At 48.0% G+C, this 20,202-nt stretch carries 16 protein-coding genes; 2 read left to right on the forward strand and 14 right to left on the reverse strand.

Features of this window, described 5'->3' with window-relative positions:
- Positions 1-59: 59 nt before the first annotated feature.
- Positions 60-1,133 carry a substrate-binding domain-containing protein gene (locus F0220_RS28865; protein ID WP_223199809.1) on the forward strand — a complete coding sequence of 358 codons (1,074 nt, stop codon included), beginning with the start codon at positions 60-62 and terminating at the stop codon, positions 1,131-1,133.
- A gap of 78 nt (positions 1,134-1,211) precedes the next feature.
- On the opposite strand, the gene F0220_RS28870 is transcribed toward F0220_RS28865, so the two are convergent.
- The 3 genes from F0220_RS28870 to F0220_RS28880 form a co-directional block, all read right to left on the reverse strand.
- Entirely contained in the window at positions 1,212-1,889 is a 678-nt protein-coding gene (locus F0220_RS28870) for a hypothetical protein (RefSeq protein WP_105600383.1), read from the reverse strand.
- A 325-nt stretch (positions 1,890-2,214) separates the two neighbouring features.
- The gene (locus F0220_RS28875) at positions 2,215-3,642 is read right to left on the reverse strand and encodes a pectate lyase family protein (RefSeq protein ID WP_105600384.1); all 1,428 of its coding nucleotides are present in this window, start codon (positions 3,640-3,642) and stop codon (positions 2,215-2,217) included.
- A gap of 290 nt (positions 3,643-3,932) precedes the next feature.
- Entirely contained in the window at positions 3,933-4,448 is a 516-nt protein-coding gene (locus F0220_RS28880) for a DUF2179 domain-containing protein (protein ID WP_091012544.1), read from the reverse strand.
- 344 nt (positions 4,449-4,792) lie between these two features.
- Here F0220_RS28880 and F0220_RS33345 point away from each other — a divergent pair, with 344 nt between their 5' ends.
- Complete coding sequence (locus F0220_RS33345; RefSeq protein WP_188310508.1) at positions 4,793-6,007, forward strand: Leu/Phe/Val dehydrogenase; 1,215 nt, start codon at positions 4,793-4,795, stop codon at positions 6,005-6,007.
- A gap of 367 nt (positions 6,008-6,374) precedes the next feature.
- Here F0220_RS33345 and F0220_RS28890 read toward each other — a convergent pair whose 3' ends face one another.
- The 11 genes from F0220_RS28890 to F0220_RS28940 form a co-directional block, all read right to left on the reverse strand.
- A complete protein-coding gene (locus F0220_RS28890; RefSeq protein ID WP_105600386.1) occupies positions 6,375-8,042 on the reverse strand; it encodes a hypothetical protein in 1,668 nt (555 codons plus the stop codon).
- 1 nt (position 8,043) lies between these two features.
- Positions 8,044-8,829, reverse strand: coding sequence for an ABC transporter ATP-binding protein (locus tag F0220_RS28895; RefSeq protein ID WP_105600387.1), 786 nt, complete (start codon positions 8,827-8,829; stop codon positions 8,044-8,046).
- A 234-nt stretch (positions 8,830-9,063) separates the two neighbouring features.
- Entirely contained in the window at positions 9,064-10,572 is a 1,509-nt protein-coding gene (locus tag F0220_RS28900; RefSeq protein ID WP_223199810.1) for an RICIN domain-containing protein, read from the reverse strand.
- A 363-nt stretch (positions 10,573-10,935) separates the two neighbouring features.
- The gene (locus F0220_RS28905) at positions 10,936-11,565 is read right to left on the reverse strand and encodes a PepSY domain-containing protein (protein ID WP_181155511.1); all 630 of its coding nucleotides are present in this window, start codon (positions 11,563-11,565) and stop codon (positions 10,936-10,938) included.
- Positions 11,566-11,800: 235 nt separating this feature from the next.
- Positions 11,801-12,601, reverse strand: coding sequence for a PepSY domain-containing protein (locus F0220_RS28910; RefSeq protein ID WP_105600392.1), 801 nt, complete (start codon positions 12,599-12,601; stop codon positions 11,801-11,803).
- Positions 12,602-12,897: 296 nt separating this feature from the next.
- The gene (locus tag F0220_RS28915; RefSeq protein ID WP_105600393.1) at positions 12,898-14,274 is read right to left on the reverse strand and encodes a sensor histidine kinase; all 1,377 of its coding nucleotides are present in this window, start codon (positions 14,272-14,274) and stop codon (positions 12,898-12,900) included.
- Positions 14,271-15,026: a response regulator transcription factor gene (locus tag F0220_RS28920; protein WP_091012530.1), complete on the reverse strand. Its 756-nt coding sequence runs from the start codon at positions 15,024-15,026 to the stop codon at positions 14,271-14,273. The genes F0220_RS28915 and F0220_RS28920 overlap by 4 nt, the downstream gene beginning before the upstream one ends.
- Positions 15,027-15,081: 55 nt before the next feature.
- Positions 15,082-15,726, reverse strand: a complete 645-nt coding sequence (locus F0220_RS28925; protein WP_105600395.1) for an SDR family oxidoreductase — start codon at positions 15,724-15,726, stop codon at positions 15,082-15,084.
- Between the two features lie 317 nt (positions 15,727-16,043).
- Positions 16,044-17,225, reverse strand: coding sequence for an NAD(P)/FAD-dependent oxidoreductase (locus F0220_RS28930; protein WP_091012527.1), 1,182 nt, complete (start codon positions 17,223-17,225; stop codon positions 16,044-16,046).
- Between the two features lie 24 nt (positions 17,226-17,249).
- Positions 17,250-17,696 (reverse strand): DUF1641 domain-containing protein, encoded by a 447-nt coding sequence (locus F0220_RS28935; RefSeq protein WP_017691658.1) that lies wholly within the window; start codon positions 17,694-17,696, stop codon positions 17,250-17,252.
- 687 nt (positions 17,697-18,383) lie between these two features.
- Complete coding sequence (locus tag F0220_RS28940; protein WP_105600396.1) at positions 18,384-20,183, reverse strand: RNA polymerase sigma factor; 1,800 nt, start codon at positions 20,181-20,183, stop codon at positions 18,384-18,386.
- Positions 20,184-20,202: the final 19 nt, after the last annotated feature.

Here is a 20,202-nt window from a genome sequence, read left to right on the forward strand (position 1 = left end):
TGGGTAACGATGTATACTGATATGGATTGTTATTATGTTGGAGGAAAGCACTCATCATAGTGACAGCACATTGTGCCTATACCGGCTTGAAGGAGGCGACCATACTGAAGAACAATATCACCATGCGGGATATCGCCGACAGGCTCGGGGTCAGCAGTGTGACCGTCTCGAAAGCGTTGAATGATAAAGATGGCGTGAGTGGCGAATTAAAAGAAAAAATTAAAGTGCTTGCTATTGAAATGGGCTATCGGTATAATGCCGCTGCCCGTTCGATGAAGGAAGGCTTAACTCATACTATTGGCGTAATTATCCCGGAGCGTTTTACCGGACCTACGCAGTCGTTCTATGTACGCGTGTTCCAGCGCATCACCAAACATCTGGAGGAACAGGGCTACTACGGCATTCTGCACATTCTGAATGTGGAGGATGAAGAAGAATTAACACTGCCCAAGCTGTACAGCGACAACAAGGTCGATGGTTTCATCGTGCTCGGACAGATCAGCAAAGAGTATATTGAACTGGTGCGATCAATGGAAGTTCCCAAAATGTTTCTCGACTTCTATGATGAACATTCGGACATTGATTCCGTCGTTACCGATAACTTCTACGCTGCCTATGAGCTGACGAACTATCTGGTTCAGCAGGGCCACCGTAACATTGCCTATGTGGGGAACCTATATTCCACGAGCAGCATCCAGGACCGATTCCTCGGGTATTACAAATCCTTGCTGGAACATCGGTTGCCGATGAATCCGGATCTGGTTCTGAATGATCGGGATGAACGCGGTACGTTTATTGAGATTGATCTGCCTAAACAACTGCCAACGGCCTTTGTATGCAACTGTGATCAGGTCGCTCATCTGCTCGTTCAAAAACTGAATTCGATGGATATTCAGGTACCTGGCCAATGCTCTGTTGTTGGTTTTGATAATGATATCTATGCCATGCTCTCCGATCCCAAGCTGACAACTGTCGAAGTGGATGTGGAACAGATGGCGCGGACGGCGGTCCAGTCGATGCTCAAAAAGGTCGACAACCCCAACCGTAGTTTCGGCCGTGTACACGTGAAAGGCAATATCATCTATCGTGACTCGGTGAGTGCTGCGTCTGCCTCATCAGATACAAATGGATAGCTGAATAAAAGAATTAAAAACGAACACAGATGACTGGCCTCTATCTTACTGGCCAGTCTTTTTCTGATGCACCGGAGCTTAAGGACGGCGACGATCTGTTGAATCCATCAAAAATGTAGTCGTTCTCCAGATTGAGAGAATGAGAATCAGCTCATACACATTGGTTAACGCCCCACTCTCCACGGGCAGGGAGATTAACTGCCCTACAAACAATAATGCAGTCCCAACAAACAGCCATACCCATTTATGTCTGAAAAGCACAATCAAACTAACAAACAAGAGTACAATGCCCACGATGATAACCATCATCGGCGGACCTCCATGACCTTCTGCCATATATCGCAGTACTCCATACTCTTCTATAGCAGTGAGGTTTTTAACCTCGGATAAAGTAAAGCCTACAATCTGGTAGATAACCAGACCCAGCGTTATCAGCCATGCTGCCACATTCGTTATACTTCTATTTGCAAACTTGGCACCTGAGCTACGCAAGATATGGTAGCCAACAAGAATAAGGGTAGGCGTAGCGAAGGCATGTAGCCAAAATCGAAGGCTACTAAGAACGGTTAACAATTCCCCTTCTCCTACCAGGTTACCTACAGCAATAATTCCATTATCATATGCCAAGCTAAACGCTACGAATAGCTGAAAACTGGAATATGTGAGCCATTGTTTCCTTTGGGTTAAAACGACGACCATCCGAAAAACAAGTATCAAATAAACAAGAGTCAGTGCGGAGTATATCCATACATCCAAGCTGCTTCACCATCCTTATTGGTCAATTCTAATAAATTATACTTACCGGTAAGTATAATTACAAGGCGTACTTGTATAAATGGTTAATTTGTCATAAATTACTCACTGGGGTAATGAAGATAAATATCAATTTACAACGTTTACCCGGGAGACCAACACATGCTTTAGCTGGAGATAATACACCCTTACAAGGAATCATTCTTCTATAGACCACCAAACAGTTTATGGAGCTAAATTATATAAAAAGAGCACTCCCGGCTATCGTAGCCGCAGGAGCACTCTTTTCTTAGTTTAAAGAATGAAAAAGCAATAGGTTACTCTGATATCAATAACTTGTCTTCAACCAATTGTCCTTGGACCAGGTCAGTTTACCTGAACCCACGCCATTGGAAGCAATGAGGCGTGCATTCAACGTAGATGGATCATCCGTGGTATAACTGTAAGGAAGTGTCGAGAAACCGTTCCAGGAGAACGATTTCACCACGGCCGGGATTGGCGCCAGTGGACTACCAGACGTATCACTGCTGCCACGGAATGAGCTTCCATCCAAAGAATACATGGTATCAGTCACTCTGATTTTGCCGGTATAGGTTGGGTCTGCCGGATCGGTCTGATTGTTGCGAACAGGATACAGAACGTCCTTGATGACTGATTTCTCAACCAACACGGCTCCGCTCTCTGTGGAGATTGCCCCATTGCCAATGATATCGAACTTATAACCTTTGGACGCAATCGCTGTTGCCATCGCCGTTGTAATTTTGGCTTTAGCGGCACGTGCCCCTGTCGAATCCATCACGATGTTGTAAGCATGTGCGTTGCCTCCACGCAGGCGTGGCATCCGGTCCTGAATATCTTTGTACAGATTATGGTGAAGCGTCATGGACAGGTTCGCGTTAGCTGATTCCAAGCTGGTCGAACCGACCAGATGTCCTTTCTTTTGGGGTCCCGAGATGGCGATAATATCGGCTTTGCTAAGACCTACCGCACTGCTGCGCAGGTAGTTATACATGGGATAGGAAGCCTTGTTTGCTTCCAATTCGTTAATCTGCTGGGTAACCCAGCTGTTCGAGCTACCGTCATCCCCTTTGAAGAGGGACCAGGAGATGGTCACGCCGCTGGTTCCTTTTTTCGAATCGACGAGTCCGTCATAGGCTTTATTAAATGTGCAGTGATCAATCCATACGTTGCTGTTCTCCTCCAGGGTGATGTAATCCCAGTCATTCTTGTCGTAATCACCTTTGGTGGATTCATCCCATTCCCATAACTCATCAAACTCCAGATTACGGATGATGACATTCGAGCTTCGTTTCACGCTGATCGCTGCGTGTTTGATTTTGGAACCATTGGCGGAGAAAATCGTGAGTCCATTGAAACCGTCAATCGTGAGCTTGCTGACACCGGTCTGTTTTAATACGGGATGCGTCAGCGCATCATTATGCTTGGCAAAAGGAGAAGTCTGCGCTGCACTCGGAATTTCATTCCATCCCAGATTCAGATCGTTCATGATCTCAACGACTTTGACACCGGAGTTCTTTTTCAGTGCCAATGCCAGATCGGTCGCATTATACACTTTCTTATACGTGGCTGTGTTTGATTCGCTAATGATGCCGCCGCCCGCGTTCCCTTGGGAGAAGCCTGTAAGATTGTAATCTGCGTTACCCGCTGCCTGCACACTTGCCGGTCCGGACAATAAAGTTAACCCCAACGTTAGAGCCAGGGCTGTGCTGCATAAGCTTCGAAATTTAGTTTTCATCGATTCCATTCCTCCCAATATATGATGATGACATTCGTCCATCGCTGCCATGCCAAGTTACGAAGGACATGTTCTCAATGTAAGCGTTGAAAGCGATTACAACAATAATCCCTATCTCACATGTGGTTAGGAAAGGCTGGTATGGTAAGGGTTTGTACTGTAAGCAACCTTGAATCGTACAGAGTTAACTAGGGGAGTAAGGTTTCAGGGATATATCGTGGTAACAAGAAGGTGTCGGATAAAATGAAACCAAAAAAGCAGGACTGCATCTGCCGCAGACCTGCTCGATTTTACTTTTTGATGGAACGTGTCCAGAAGCCGCCATGGAACTGTTTGGGCTCCACGGTAATGACAAATGCTTTGGGATCCAGGCTGAGAATCGTCTGATAGAGCAGTTTCTGGTTTTTTCGTTTCGCCAGAATCTCCATCACAAGCCGATCTCCGTCACGTCCACTACCCACCCACGCAGTAACACCGTATCCTTTGTCCCGCAGGGCATTCGCAACGTTGCTTCCCATCTGGTTACAGATTACTTTAACGGTAACGTAACCGAGGGCAATCTTCTCTTCGATCCAGGCCCCTAGTAATACACCGAGTCCATAACCTACCGCGTAGACGATCAGGGCAGATGGTTGGGTTAAATACTTGAGTACCAGATTCAGACCGAGCACATAGATCACAATCTCACCCATGCTGATCAGTGCGGCGATATATTTCTGGCCTTTGAGTGTCAGAATCATCCGTAATGTATAAGCCGATACATATACAATCTGGATCAAAAAGATAAATACCAATATTTTAAACAATCACAATCCCTCTTTCCTGGCCTTCACAACGGAATTGGCCCTTTGCTGCATATCCTCGACGATTTCGTATCATCTATGCTTCCTGTACGTTCGCTCTATCTCCATCATTGGACGTTATACCCTCATTCTAAACGGTTGGATGTAAATCCGTAGGCATTTTCTGCTCTCTGGCATGCCGGAACTGCCATTATAGAACCGTTTGTACCGATTATCAACCCGGCGGAGGTCCCAGGGTCGAAAACGGGGGTCTTTGAATATGCTGTATCATCATAAAGTCAAGCACGCTGGCACAGGATATCAGGTCAGAACCAGGATGGATGGTCAATACAAAAGGGGGTACCGTCATGCAGCTATGGCAGGAGATGGAGCGGGAAGGCATGGAGGAACTCATTTTTTGCCATGATGCACATAGTGGATTGAGGGCAGTCATTGCCATTCATAACACGGTCCTTGGACCTGCGCTCGGCGGATGCCGCTACTGGTCGTATGCGTCCGAGGAAGAAGCTGTTCGGGATGCTGTGAAGCTTGCAAAAGGCATGACATACAAAAATGCAATCTCCGGACTGCCGTATGGTGGCGGGAAAGTGGTCATATGGAATGTGCCTTTTGTGAAGAATGTAGTACCGGATGATGGTAGTTACAGGTCTCAGAGTGGTGAGCCGGTTGCTGGAGATCTAGGGGTAGAACAGCAAAAGGGCGCTGCCGCTGAACGGAAAGTCGCCGCTGATGAGATGACACATCCACAAGATAAAATTCTGGATACGGACGTATCCAAGCGGGCGCAGCGCTTTCGCGCACTGGGTCGTTGTCTGGAGCGGCTGAACGGACGGTACGTGACCGGTCTTGATCTGGGTACCACGGCGACAGACATGGACCAGATCCGACTGGAGACCGCACATGTGACGGACACCACGGGCTCGCTTGGGGCGCAGGATGACTTCACTGCCGAGATGACCGCCTACGGCGTACACATCGGCATTGTGACCTCGCTGCGCCAGCAAGGCATTGCATCTTTGCAGGGCATACCCGTTGCCGTCCAGGGACTGGGCAAGGTCGGGCATGCCCTGTGCCGTTACCTGCATGCAGCCGGGGCACGGCTCATTGTGGCAGACGTTGTACCGGAGCGTGTACAACGTGCCCTTGTGCAGTTCAGCGGCGCCATCTCGGCCGATCCGGCCCATATCCACGCCGCTGACTGCAAGGTCTTCGCCCCCTGTGCCCTAGGGGGCGTACTGACCCCGGCAACGGTGGAGGAGCTGCGCTGCTCCATCGTTGCCGGGGCGGCCAACAACCAGCTGAGTGAACGACAGCTGGTTGCAGGCCGCATGCAGGCGCGCGGCATCCTGTACGCGCCTGATTATGTGCTCAACGCAGGCGGAATCATCTCCACCGCCTACGAGCTGGAAGGCGCCGGGCCTGACCTGATCCGCCAAAAGGTGGCGGGGATTGCAGGCACGCTGAGCAAGGTATACGCAGAAGCTACGCAATCTGCAATCTCCACAGCGGATGCAGCCGATCGGCTGGCGGAATCCATCCTCCGATCAGGCCATACAAGATAGGGTGCCCCCTCCTGAAGAACCTCCACTGCTTTACTTCATTCTAAAGAACCTGATACACGCTATTTGGTCCTTTTAGCATGGATCTAATATCTAACGAATCTCAGACACGTTATTGTGCCTAGTTTGGTCCTTTTTCAAGCTAAACAACTACTTTTCCGAAGGATAGTTCCTGAGGTTCGTTAGAATTTATATTTCAGATTTTTGCCCCGAATAGGTTTTCTCAGGTTCGTTAGCGCTGCGGCCGAAGATTTCTTTGGGGTAGTATCACCTATCAAAAAGAGCTAACCCCGACATCCGTGTCCAGGTTAGCTCTTTTACCCTCTCTTATTGTTTAGCCCTCTTACTCTCCTTCTCTACTACTCTATTCTCAAACTGCAACCGGCCTCTTCTCCGCTGTCTTCTTCTCTCGAAACAGCAGCGTCCACAGCAACACATTCGCTACGATTAGTAGCGCACCATAGATCCATACGCCCCCTGCCACCGAACGGAAGAAGACATGGACTCCCCATAACATAGCAAGCACAGGGAGGGCGGCAAATACATACCAGCCATCACTTTGTTGCGCCATACTGAAGGATTGGGAGAACGGTGGCTTGCGCAGCAACAACTTGCCTGCCAGTGGCACAAGTGCCGTAGCTGTTAGCATAATTATCGCAATATCCGGCAGTATCCGTAATCCAAATGTCCATGTGAACAGAATAGCATTTGCCAGAAATATAGGCAGGAACATGTTGCACAGGAACGCCTTCAGAGCACCTTTATATAACGCGCTATCATTCGCCATCGGTGTAGCGCGAAAGGTCCAGAACGCCTTGTATTGTCCCGAAAATTTCAGCATGACTACCACCGTTACAACCAGAATCAGTACGATGTAAAAGGTGTATACAAACGAACTTTGCCTAAACTCCGCCCAGGTGGAGGATTGCAATTGGGTATACCAAAATATATAAGGCAAAACAAAGGATAAACCAAGCGATGGATACACCTTCAGCTTGAATTCCCGTTCGTTACGCATCATGCTGGCGGACAGACGGAAGCAAGCCTGCTCCTCTCTGGAACGACTGACCACCTTGGAGATCAAACGATCCCATGTTCCGCGTCTGCGTCCAGATGACTGACCCGAGTGTGCCATTTTCTCCAGATACATTTCAAAGGAAGGCATCAGCTTCACATATACGATCAGACTCACCACAGGAACCAAGACTGCCAGTGCTGTGAACGTATAGAGCCACACATTCCCTCCCCCTGCAAATAACCATTCATAGGCAGCCGCATACCATAACGGGGGCAACAGCAACTGCCACCAAGCCGGTGTAAATACCATACCAAAGTCAAACATGCTGAACGAACGAATGACCAGCTGATAACCGATCGCAATCCCCACCGAGAGAAGAATCTGTACCATATTGATCATATCCTTCAGCTTCTCGCCATCCAGAAACTTCATCATGAGAAGATAAATCAGGGATGTGGTCACCAGAATCAGCATGTTGATCAAAATTAATTCCACAAGGAAGATCAGAAAGAATCCGATGCCATGCGTAATCAACGCGGCAATTAGCGGTACACCTGTTAACGAACCCGTCAGCAGGAACAGATAGACACCTGCATGAATGGCTCGGGCCATACCTACCGTTCGTCCATTAACAGGCTTCGTCATGATAATATTACGGTCCCGGATGTCCAGCAGTACGGAGGAGAAATCCGAGATCATGGACGTCATGATCATAAACATTAAGATGCCGAACACCAGACCCATTTGAAGCATGAAATGCCCTGTATCCCACACGATGAAGGGAACCATCATCAGTCCCATTAATCCATACAACCACAGGGATCGATGAAACTGATTACCTTCCTTGCGCTCCTTTTTCCCTGAATTGTTGGACAAAATGGTAGGTACTCTACGTTGATCCATCTGGAACTTCACTCGCAAAATCAGGCGCAGCACATCATAATCAGCCCCTGTTCTGACGATGATCGGACGAAAGCGATCCAGGATCTTCAGCGTGCGGAAGTCGGAGGTTTCCTCCATATCAGTACACCTCCTGCACAATCGATACGAATCGCTCAGCAATGGCTATGTGCTCATTGAAACCCGTCAATTGATTGAAAACTTCCTCCAGCGTACCCTCCATGGACTGCTGTTGGAGCTGCTTAAACGTACCGTCTGCCACGACGCGTCCTTCAGCGATCAGTACAATTCGACTGCTGATCTTCTCCACCACATCCATGATGTGTGACGAATAGAAGATCGTTGTGCCTTTGGCTGACAACTGCGATAAAATCTCTTTGACCACCATCACACTATTGGCATCCAATCCGCTGAGCGGTTCATCCAGGAACAACAGATCCGGGTCATGCAGCAGCGCAGAGATCAACAGCACTTTCTGACGCATACCTTTGGAAAAGGATGCAATGCGGGAATGATATGATTTTTCCAGTCCAAAACAATCCATCAATAGCTTGGCTTTGTAATCCGCATCTTCATAGGACATACCGTATAACTCTCCCGTAAAAGTCAGATACTCCGCAGGCGTTAATTGTTCGTACAATTCCGCCACCTCCGGAACATAGCCGATTCTGCGTTTATACTCCACATCGCCATCCGCAATATCTTTACCAAAGATTCGCACCGTGCCTACATACCCTTCAACCAGCCCGAGTAAAATCTTAACCGTCGTACTTTTGCCAGCCCCGTTGGGACCAATATATCCAATCATCTCACCGCGATTCACTTCCAGATCGATGCCGTTCAGCACATAACGTCCGTTGTATCTCATACGCAAGCTTTCAATTGATAGCACTTGTTGTTCACTCACTTCGTTATCCAGCTCCTGTCTCTATCTTTTTCTACAATTCTACTAGTTTACCACAGTTTGGTATGGTAATGATCGGATATAGGTCACGATATGAGCCATCAGCTGGATATCCCCATCGAGTAAGAGCATCACATAACATGCGTGAATACATCACAAAGCCCCTGTCCCACCTTATGGTAAGAGACAAGGGCTTCCACTTTATGTTGAACTTTATTTTATAATATCTAAAACGTCTTACTGCACTTTAACAATCTGAAAATGCTGATTCGTACCGCCATTATCCGTCCACTGGATGGCCGCAGCCCCATCTGCCAGGGATTGACTAGAGATATCCAAGACCTTGCCTGTACTACGATTCTTCAGTTTATAATAACCACCACCTACATGGACGAGCTGCCATTGCTGGCTGGCCCAGCCCCCGTCATTCCACTGTTCAATGACAGCCCCATCGGTCGTGGAACCATTCTCCACACCGATCAGTTTGCCGCTGGAACGGTTGATAATTTTGACATAGCCCCCACCCGCATCGGTAATCTGCCACTGTTGACTTGTTGTTCCCCCATCTGCTCGCTGCTCCACATCCGCACCGTTGGCGGAAGAACCCCCGATGACATTCAGTAATTTATTGCTTTTACGGCTAATCAGCTGATATGAAGCATTCGATTCCCAGACATCCGGTGTATTCACTCCGGTCACATTCCCTGTTGCTGTATCAATCGTAATACTGCTGGCCCAGTTCATCGCCAGACTAGTTGCGCTAGGGAACGATAGGGGTAGCCAAACATACTTGGAATCCTGCACAGGTCCGCTCCATACACCAGCCCAGCGGTCACCCATGTAAAGATAGGATGTGGTCTGTGAACCTTCTACAGGAACGACATAGGTGGATTGGGAACCATACGTTGTGCTGTCTCCAAAATTGCTAAGGCCGCTCCATGTGTCTGTAATGCTGGAGGCTGTCGCATATTTGGCCTGATTTGGATTCCAGCCGGTCGCACCCGAGGTGATCAGGAAGTAAACGCCGTCTTTTTTGAATAAAGCAGGTGCTTCACGATATTGTCCGGGCCACAGCGTTGTGACAAGCGATTCCACACCCAGGAAATCCGGGGTCAGCTTATATATATTCAGATCGGCATTCACTCGGGTCGCGGAGATCAGATAAGCGGTTCCGTTATCGTTGTACACCGTCATATCTCTGGAATCATATCCAAGGGGACGATAGCTGCCCACATACGTGTAGTTGCCATCAACCGTATTCGAAGTAGCTACGGCCACTCTGGCCTCGCCATAATCCAGACCATTCTCCTTGTGCATCCAAAGTACATATTTTCCAGTCGAACTATTGTAGATAACTTTCGGGCGTTCAATGTTGGAGATATTTAATTCGGCTGCCGAGCTGCTGGTCAGCACATCATTGCGATATTCCCAGTTTTTCAGATCCGATGAACGATACACAGATACCGCCTTGAACGTTCCATTCGGGTTGCGATTCTCCCCAAACCAGTAATAATACCCATTTGCCTTGATCATCCCACCCCCATGGGCATGAACGACATTGCCAGTGGTATCCTTGAACTGTATCCCGTTCGTTACACTAAGCGGAGCAGCTGAAGCATCCGGTCCGGGTGCAAGCAGCATACCTATGGATTGCAGCGCCAAAACCAAAGCAAGCAGATAACTCAAGCGGCGGGTAAAGCGACGTGAATGTGTATTCTTTTTCAACCATCTATCGTTCATAGCCATATCGTAATGCACCTCCACGTTTTTTATGAAGCGCTTACATAAAATTAAAATCGATATGTCTTATCTGCCTCCGATCGATGATGCATTTCAGCATTAGAATTCCTGGCAATACTGGCTGGGCGTTCACCTCCTTGATTCCGATTGTATCCGCCACGTTCCTGCTCGAATAGTGAACAATCCGGCGGAAGATGTACAATTATACACTCCGCTCTCTCCATCAACAGCAAAAAGACGCTTCCCCCGAAGCGTCCTCTGCTATCCCTGCCCTGCCCCTCCATGATGTAACGATCTCTAGCTGTGTGCGGCTGTTCGTGGGCAGGTTCGTTAAATGATGTTTTATCGGCATTTTCTCGCCCTTATTGCTTAATCTTGGTCGTCAAAATCCTGGTCGAACGATAACACTTTACCTGTGTTGGCATCGATATCTACATCTGCTTCACCTTGAGCAGTTCTCAGTTCGATCTCATACACATAGCGACCATCATCATGATCAAGTTCGACTTTGGTTACTTTACCACCCGTAACTTGTTTCAAAGCAATGTTTGAAGCTTGCGATGCTGTCAATTTAACCTGCTTGGAAGCAGAGCTGTTAGATGCGTTACCTGTTACAGTACCTTTATAGTCATCATCATCATCGTAGTCTTCATCATCCACGACTGCCAAGATTTTGCCTGTGTACGCATCCAGACGAACGACAACATCATTTTTGCCTTTTCGATCAATCTCGATTTCATAGAACGTTTGGCCGTTTCTGCGCTCCAGATCCACGTCATCCACTTTACCATCGGCTGCTTTTAACGCCAACGCTTTCGCTTGTGATGCATTCAGCATTTTACCTGTGCTGTTCTGATTCTGTGTTACAGATTGTGTTGTTGACGTTGGTGTAGTTTGCACCGATTGTCCGTTCACATTCCCGCTAGCCGCTACGGCCGATCCACCAAGTAATACCGCTGCTGATAAGCTGCCAATCCAAAGTTTATGTTTGTTCATCATCATCATTCATCTCCTCGTTGTTGTTGTTTTCGTTCTCGTCTACATTTATAGAATAACCTGCAGGAATGAGAGATCAGCGAGAGTTAGATTAGAATTTGATGAGAAAATGAGGAGAGTGCTCATTTAACAGGTATCCATGTCCATCTAATTGAAAAAGATGACCCCTAAACTAGGAATCATCTCTTTGAAGCGATTTTACCCTGTATTCAAAGGGGTTTCTTCTGAACTTTAACTTTTAATCATCGTCCTCATCCCAAGTCACCGAACGAATCGCTCCCGAGATGGCATTCACCTGCACAATAGCCTCCCGGCCATCCGCCAGATCAATTTCAACCAGATAATACGGATTCCCGCTATTGGTTCCACGCAGTTCAATGTCGTCCACTTCCCCCGGGACCTCCGCAAGTGCCTTCTGCTTGGCTTGTTTCTCGCTCAGAAACTGAGGTTTGGGATCATCCTTGGTTGGTTCAGTTGTCGGGGCTGTTATTGTTTTGGAAGATATCGTCTCTCCCGTATATGGATCAATCGTGAGTTCTTCACGGCTGTTATCCTTCGCCTTCACTACCGCAGTGTATACCGGACTGCCTTGCTGCTCTACAAGTTCAAGCGAGACCAATTGGTTATCTGTTTGTTGTTTTAACAACGCCGTCTTGATCTGCTCGCGGCTCCATAACGTCTTCTCTTCCGCTTGCGGGTTCGACTCCAGCCGTTTAATGGAATTCACAGCAGCTGTAACGGCATCCACTTGCACATCATATAGGCCGGTCTCCGAACGGAGCTGCATGATATACGTCCCGTCCTTCAACGTGGAATTCACAATCTCCCCTGGATATTGATCCAGTACGGATTGAGCTGCCGCATCTGCCGTAAGTACCGCACCCGTCGATTGCCAAGGCTTCCACCAAGCAACTACTGCTACAATCAGCACAATGAGAAGCCCTGAACCCCACCAGAGTGATCTTCGCGATTTCGCCCATCCACTGTTCCCCTGTTCATGCCGTTTCATCTCCGGTGGTCGCTGCTCATGCTCTGTCATCACGTTTCCCCCTTATAGCTCTCCCCATAGCCCAAGTTCAAATGCTATATATTCGGTCTGAGTTTAGTTTCCAATGGCTACTACATAAAATGAACTAATCTTTTACACAGTACGGAGAGGACAGAAAAAACCTGAAAAGCGAAGCGTTCGCCTTTATCCCCGGATTTTCCCCTTTGAGAAAAGGGAATCGAAAAATCTGGGGATAACAGCGATTGGAAGGTTGTTCTGTCATCGTAGTGTCAGTGTGAACAATCTTTAGTTCAGTTTATATAGTATATAAGAGAAGAATGAGAATTTCATGAGAGCGGCCCGTTCTGAACGGATATTGGCAAAATAATCGAAGCCTCGGTGCCTTCACCCTCGGTGCTGGTCAGTTCGATTCGTGCTCCAACTGCTCCTGCAAGCTCTTTGGCAAGTGACAATCCCAGACCCGAACCGCTTGCGCCCAAGCTGCGTGTTCTGGCCGGATCAACCCGATAGAATCGGTCAAATACCTTCTTCAGCTCATCCTCCCGTATACCAATCCCGGTATCCACAATCCGAATTCGGCACTCTTGTCCCTCGGCTTCCAGCCTGACTTCAATTGCATCTTCACTATACTTCCGGGCATTATCCAGCAAAATAAACAACAGTTGCTTCAGCTTGCTCTCATCGCTGATTGCCCAGATTGGACCTGGATCGACACACCGGACTTCGCGGTGGTAGGCTTCGCGAAACGCACGTGTGGATTCTGTTGCCAGTCTCGTGATATCCACTCGCTCCAACTGTACATTCCATTGCTCTGGCTGCTTCGCAAGCAGTAAAAGTTGCTCGGTCATCTCCCGCATACGAACCGATTCGGACAGAATCGCTTCTACCGCTTCATCAAATACCTCGGGTCGCTCTTTTCCTCGCCGCTGTAGCAGACTAGCGTAGCTCTCAATAATGGTCAGCGGCGTTTTGAGTTCATGAGATGCATCCGATACAAATCGTTCCTGACGTTCAAAGTTGGATTCGAGCAGATCCATCATCCGGTTAAACGTCTGTCCCATCGTTTTCAGTTCATCCTTCGACCCTTCCTCCAGTGGAAGACGCTTGAATTGGCCGCTGGACTGTATATCAGTCATCGTACGTGTCATCTGCTGAATCGGTCTGGTCATCCGGTTCGCGAGAATTCGGCTGGAGATAATGGCTGGAATGAGAGCAATAATCGTGACTGCCACAAGCACGGTACGCAGTACCGACAGACGATTCTCCGTTTCTGCTATGCTCTCGGTGACCTGTACATTCACCACCTCACCATCAGGCCAGATGACCGGGACTGATACCCACACATACCCAATCTGTTCCACTTGGGTATACTCCGATTTCTTCTCACTTTCGTACTTATAGGGCAGCTTGCTCAGCTGCTCGGAGGCTGATGTTGTCGTCACCGGGGAACTGGTGCCGTCTTCATTAACAATCCGAAGCATGCCGTTCACAGGCGCGTAGGCCCGCAGCAAGTCATCCGGCGGAATGGAGCCGGCAGACTGACGTACTCCTTTGACAATAGACTCCGCTTCCGCTTCCACCCGATTAACCTCGTTATCAATCGACATTCGTTCAAACACGATATAGACGGACAGGTTCACCGCGATTAACAGCACAGCAAATAATACAGACGAATATCCGTAGATTTTACTGCGCAGACTCATGACTGTTCCTTCAGGACATAACCTACGCCCCGTACGGTATGTATTAAGGGCGGTGTGAATCCGTTATCCACCTTTTTGCGCACATAACGGATGTACACATCCACCACATTGGTATCTCCATAATAATCGTATCCCCACACGGCCTGCACAATCTGGTCACGACTGAGCACCTGACGTTGATTCTGCAGCAGATACACGAGCAAGTCGAACTCACGTGGAGTAAGCTCAATGGCTACACCATCTCGAGATACCTCTCGCGTTCCTTCATTTAGTTTCAACCCGGCTGCCGTCAACCAGCCCGCCTCAGCTTCATCCTGATGCCCAGAAGAGTCATTCCCCGTATCAGCAGTTGTAGACGAAGAAGCAGAAGAAACAACAGACGCCACTGCACTAAGCCGTAAAGCCGCCCGAACTCGGGCAAGCAGCTCTTCAATCTGGAACGGCTTGGTGATGTAGTCATTGGCTCCGAGATCCAGACCGGATACTTTGTCTTCCACGGAATCTTTGGCGGTGAGCATGATGATCGGAACCGTAGCATCTTTGGCCCGAATTCGCCGCAACACTTCAATTCCACTCAGACCAGGCAACATCACATCAAGCAGAATCAGATCCCACTGTCCTTCTGCATACTTCTCCAGTCCTTCTGTTCCACTACCCGCCTTGCCTACCTGATATCCCTCATACTGTAATTCCAGTTCCAGCAGACGTGCTATTTTGGGCTCATCCTCTATGACCAGCACGGCTTCGTTCATGCAGCGCTCCCCCTCATCCCCATCATTTCATTCTCCCGTTATCTTACAATAACATCTACAATTTGCCCAAGGCATCTTCAACCGGATGCTCCCCAGCAATCAGATCAAAGGCCATTCGGTACGTCTTCTCTTCCTGCAAAGAAGCCACAATTACACGGGCCACATCTTCACGCGGGATACTTCCCGGCTCCAGATCGGTTCCTACTGCAATCTTGCCCGTACCCGGTTCATTCTTCAGACCACCTGGGCGAATAATCGTGTAATTGAGATCACTTGCAAACAATGCACGATCCGCGTAATGCTTAGCCACGTAATATGGCTTGATGGACTCTGACCATTTCTCCCGTTGATCTGCGCCATACGCACTGACCAGAATATATCTGGAGATTCCTTGCTGCTCTGCGGCTTCCATCGTTTTCACCGCACCGTCGAGATCAATCAGCAGTGTTTTGTCCTGACCGGTAGATCCGCCAGAACCTGCAGTAAACACAATGGCATTATGATCCTTCATGGCTTCAGCCAAGTCCTCCACACTACCCTCCAGGTCACCGATTATCACATCTGCACCGAGTTCCTTCAGTGCATCCGCCTGCTCCGGTTTACGGATCATGGCCGTTACTTTATGTTTGCCTTCCTGTGCCAGCTGCTCCACCACCAACTTGCCGATTTGTCCATTTGCTCCTATAACTAAAACGTTCATACGTCATTTCTCCTCTCGGTTGAACGGACCACTTGTTGCAGCTATCCGTTCGTTATATATATAGATACTCATCTATAATTTAAACGAAAGCCGGCGCTTCTAAGCGCCGGCTTCATGTTCATGCCCGTTCAGTTCATCTATGAAATGTGTGTCATCCGTTGTCCCCATTAATATGCCATATCCCCTAGGTGGTTTATACGCGACCTCACATTGACCGCTTCTGCCATACCTTTTTCACATCTGAATATCTGTGATTCCTTGCCATCGGGACAACTAAAAAAGACGCCCAAAAGGGCGCCCTTGAATAGCATTTAAGATTAGTAAGCCAGTGCGAACAAACCGTGAATATGAGCCAGGTAACGGATGTTACTTGCTTCTTTCATCATGGTTGCAGGCAGACCTTTCAGACGAGTCTGGTTGCCACCGATCATGCCGACAGCATCTTTACGACCCAGACTTCCCAGCGTACCGGAGAATACTGGTGTGAAGGATTCCATTGCGCCACCTTTGAACATAACACCCAAGTTGTGACCAATAGTCTCACCCATTTGCCAAGCCAATTGTGCTGTTGGAGGGTATGGGCGAGCGCCTTCGCTAGGGAAGACCACTGCGCTGTCACCAGCAACAAACACGTCTTTGTGAGAAGTAGATTGCAGAACTTCCGTAACTTTCGCACGGCCACGATCCACTTCAATTCCGCTGTTAGCAACAACAGCGTTGCCTTGTACGCCACCTGTCCATACGAGTGTGTTCGTAGGGATGGAGCTGCCGTCTTTCAGCAGAACTTCGTTTTCTTTCATCTCGGTAATCGCTACGCCAACGATGAAGTTAACGCCACGTTTCTCAAGACTTGCTTTCGCACGGTCAACCAGCTCTGGCGGGAATCCTGCCAGGATGGAAGGACCTGCTTCAACGGTATACAGGGATACTTCTTTGAAGTCGATGCCTTTTTCTTGACATACTGCAGGAAGCAGGTCAGCGAATTCGCCAACAAGCTCAATACCTGTCAAGCCGCCGCCACCAATAACAAACGTAGCGTCTGCTTTGTTGCCGGACTGTTTGTAAGCATCAAGACGTGCTTCAACGTGTGCACGAATACGGTTTGCATCGCTAACCGATTTGAGCGTGAAGCTGTACTCTTGCAATCCCGGAATTCCGAAGAATGCCGTTTCGCTGCCCAAGGCAACAACAAGTGCATCGTAAGAGTATGTGGAGCCGCTGGTCATCAGAACTTTCTTCTCGTCCGGCTTGATTGTATCCACCGTATCGATTTTCAAGTTCACGTTTTTGCCACGCAGCAATTTTTCAAGTGGAAGAGCAACAGCTTGTTCAGCAATGCTTCCCGCTGCAAGACGGTGCAGTTCCGTGATAATTTGGTGTGTAGGGTAACGGTTAACGACAGTAATTGTCGCTTCTTCCGGAGACAAGTATTGACGTGCAGTCAATGCAGTCAACAGACCGCCGTATCCTCCACCCAAGATCAAAATTTGCTTCGACATATCCATCCTCCGTTCTTCTAAGTCTTAACGTTTCGGTTGTTGACGCTCGTTCAGGATGCTCAGGAAAGATTGAGCAAAACGAAGCGATTGTTGTACGTTTGGATCTTTAAGCATTTTCAGCATAGCGAACAAGCCAACTGAAGTTTGCTCTGTTTGCGCACGGTCATTGGCTTCGATGGCAGCAGAAGCTACCCCTTTAGCTTTGTCTACAACAGGCTTAGCGAACTCGCCCATCGCGCTCATTGTGTCGCTGATCAGAACTTTGTCTGTTGCTACACTTTGTGCAAAGTCATAAGCTTTCGTCATAGCAGTAACCATTTCAGCCAATTTAGGCAGGTTCTCCACCAGAACGGTTAAAGACTCCTGTACCTCAGGCTTCATCAGTTGATCCAGAACGTCCAAGGACTGGCGCTCGGAAACGTTGGCACCTTCTGTAACTGGCACCTCTTGTTGAGTAGGCGATTGTGACATAAGAGAAAGTCCTCCTTTACTTTGGGATAGAAGTCCGCGACTTTCATGATGCCTGTCAAGCAGAGCCGAACCACAAAATACATCGAATACATCTAAATGTACCAAATTTCACACAATAGGATGAGCGTAGCTCAGGGCCACTCCCATATCATGCATTGTATCTTGGATCTATTGCGGACAACATGTGTTGACGCACAAAACGACAAGCAGGCCGAAACCGAACTCTATACCCCTATATTACACCTCTTACACATGAACATGAAAAAGAAATTTTTTACACTTGTGAAGATATTGTGAACATTGTAACAAAATCGATCTTTTTGTCAACCCATGAAGACAGACTAAATCCGCCGATCCTCCTGTCCAAGATCCGTATTCCTACCACATGTGGTATTAAGACAAGATCACATATGACCAGATGTGCGATATGTACACAAGGAAGGATTCGTTTATCCAAAATTTCAGGAATTGTTTTCCAATATCTCGATAATCATGCAACGAAATTGGTCACTGTCGTTATTATGCAGCGTTGGGCTCGGCCTTATTCCATCATTGAGACACTTTTCTATTTCAAGTATGAACCTCTTGCGTCACGAATGCAAAAAAGTCAGAAAGAAGGCCTGACGGATCGCCCTGCCTCCTGATATTTGTTTTCGCTGTTTGCCCAATCTGATCGTTATAATTAGGTCACATCATAACTTTTTCTGGAGAATGCTGATCCATTCCTTCAAGCAACGCTTTTATTACAACGACGGCGGCTCGCTCCAATTCCTCCACTTCCAGAAGTATCGAGATAGCCTGATCAGCATGAAGCTTCTCATTGGGCAGTCCTCCATCTGGAAAAGGAAATAATGCCGCGAGTGTATTTAACTTTTGGGACATGTTTCGATATAATTCTTCTGCCTGAAGACAGAATGGAATCAAGCTGGAATAGCAGGCAGTCGAAGCCCACTTTAGAGAAAGTTCTTTGAAAAACTCACTAGCATAACGTCTTGCATCCCACAAAACCGCAATGTTATAGGCGTGACCGTTTGGTTCTACCCGTCTGTGTTCTAAGGCTTCTCTCCAGACTGCATAGGCAGCCACACCACTGACTGTGTTAGGCAAGGTATACGGGTCCTCTCCACGATAATGAGCCAACACAGCTGTCATTGCCGCGTGCAAGTTCATTTCTCGTATCATGCCATCCGATTCCGCTGCCAGTACAAATACTTCCTGATTCACCCCCCGGCCTACATGATCATAGGGAATTGTTCCTGATTTAATGAAATCGGTACCGTATAGGGTCCGGGCTGCATCATCATAGCCATAGATCAACCCGAATTCGGGAATATTCAGGTCCCACACAACGGCCGGAATTCCCCGATGAATGGCGTAACGTATCAGGGAGAGGGCCTGGACAAGTCTTGGATTAAGCAACCTTTTCCCTTTCGCTTTCTCCTCTAGCATCAAAGGATCGACCAGATTGGCATTGAGACCCGCTTCGCTCGCCAAAGCCTCAACTGCATGGGAACGATAACCCATATGTTGCAATCCTCTTGTAAGCACCTCTTTGAAGTTATAGGCGGTAGGTCCAGCGATATGTATGTCCTGAGGCAGGATAGTCAGACGAAAAGAAAGTCCACTCATCCCCATAACCATGGGGAGAGACGGAGATGGACCGATATAACCTAACATCTCGTGAATGGACGCTGCTGCCGAGTTCCAGGTTTGGGGAGCACGAAACGAAAGGGGTTCCTCCAGAGTCACTCGGTTTTGCCCGAGTGAATTCCACTCTGCCAGCATTTCCTCTACAGATAAATGAATATGAAGCTGAGACACTTTTTTACGTGAACGGGACAGAATTTGATACACATTGGCAATTGTCAAATTGAATTTGCAGGCCATTTCTTGCGCTGACAGCTGCTCCATCCAATATGATGTGAAGACCTGTTGTTCTCTTTCATTCAGACAAGCCAACAGCCTGTGGAGATTGTTCCTCATTTCCTGCTGAGCAACAGCTTGATACGGATCATAGCCTGTCTCCTGCGATGTCCGATTTGAGTCATTCAAAAGATGATTCAGCGTGATGTCGAGCGAGTCTTGATCGCTCCATGAGGCATCATCGGCTCCAAATCCAAATGCAAAGAATGAAGAAAAATGTTCTTCCCGCAGCTGCTTTTGGCGCTGCATATGTGAGTATGCCTGATTACGCACAATGCGCTGCATCCAGGCCATAAAACGCTCAGCATTCTGAAGCTGTCCCATATGAATGAACGCACGAATAAGCCCATCTTGTAAAATGTCTTCTGCGAGATAAGAATCATACGTAAGTGCTCGCACATAACGAAACAATTGCCCACGGTAACGGTAAATCAACTCTCCAAAGGCCTCTGTATCCCCCGTTTGGGCTCGTTGGATAAGCGCGATATCCGGCTCCTTTTGCCGATCCTCTAATATCTCATCTTCCCCTGGCCTGATATGGCGATTGTTAGTTAATCCATCCATGTATATCTCCCTTTCTTAT

Source organism: Paenibacillus sp. 37, from assembly GCF_008386395.1.
GTDB lineage: Bacteria > Bacillota > Bacilli > Paenibacillales > Paenibacillaceae > Paenibacillus > Paenibacillus amylolyticus_B.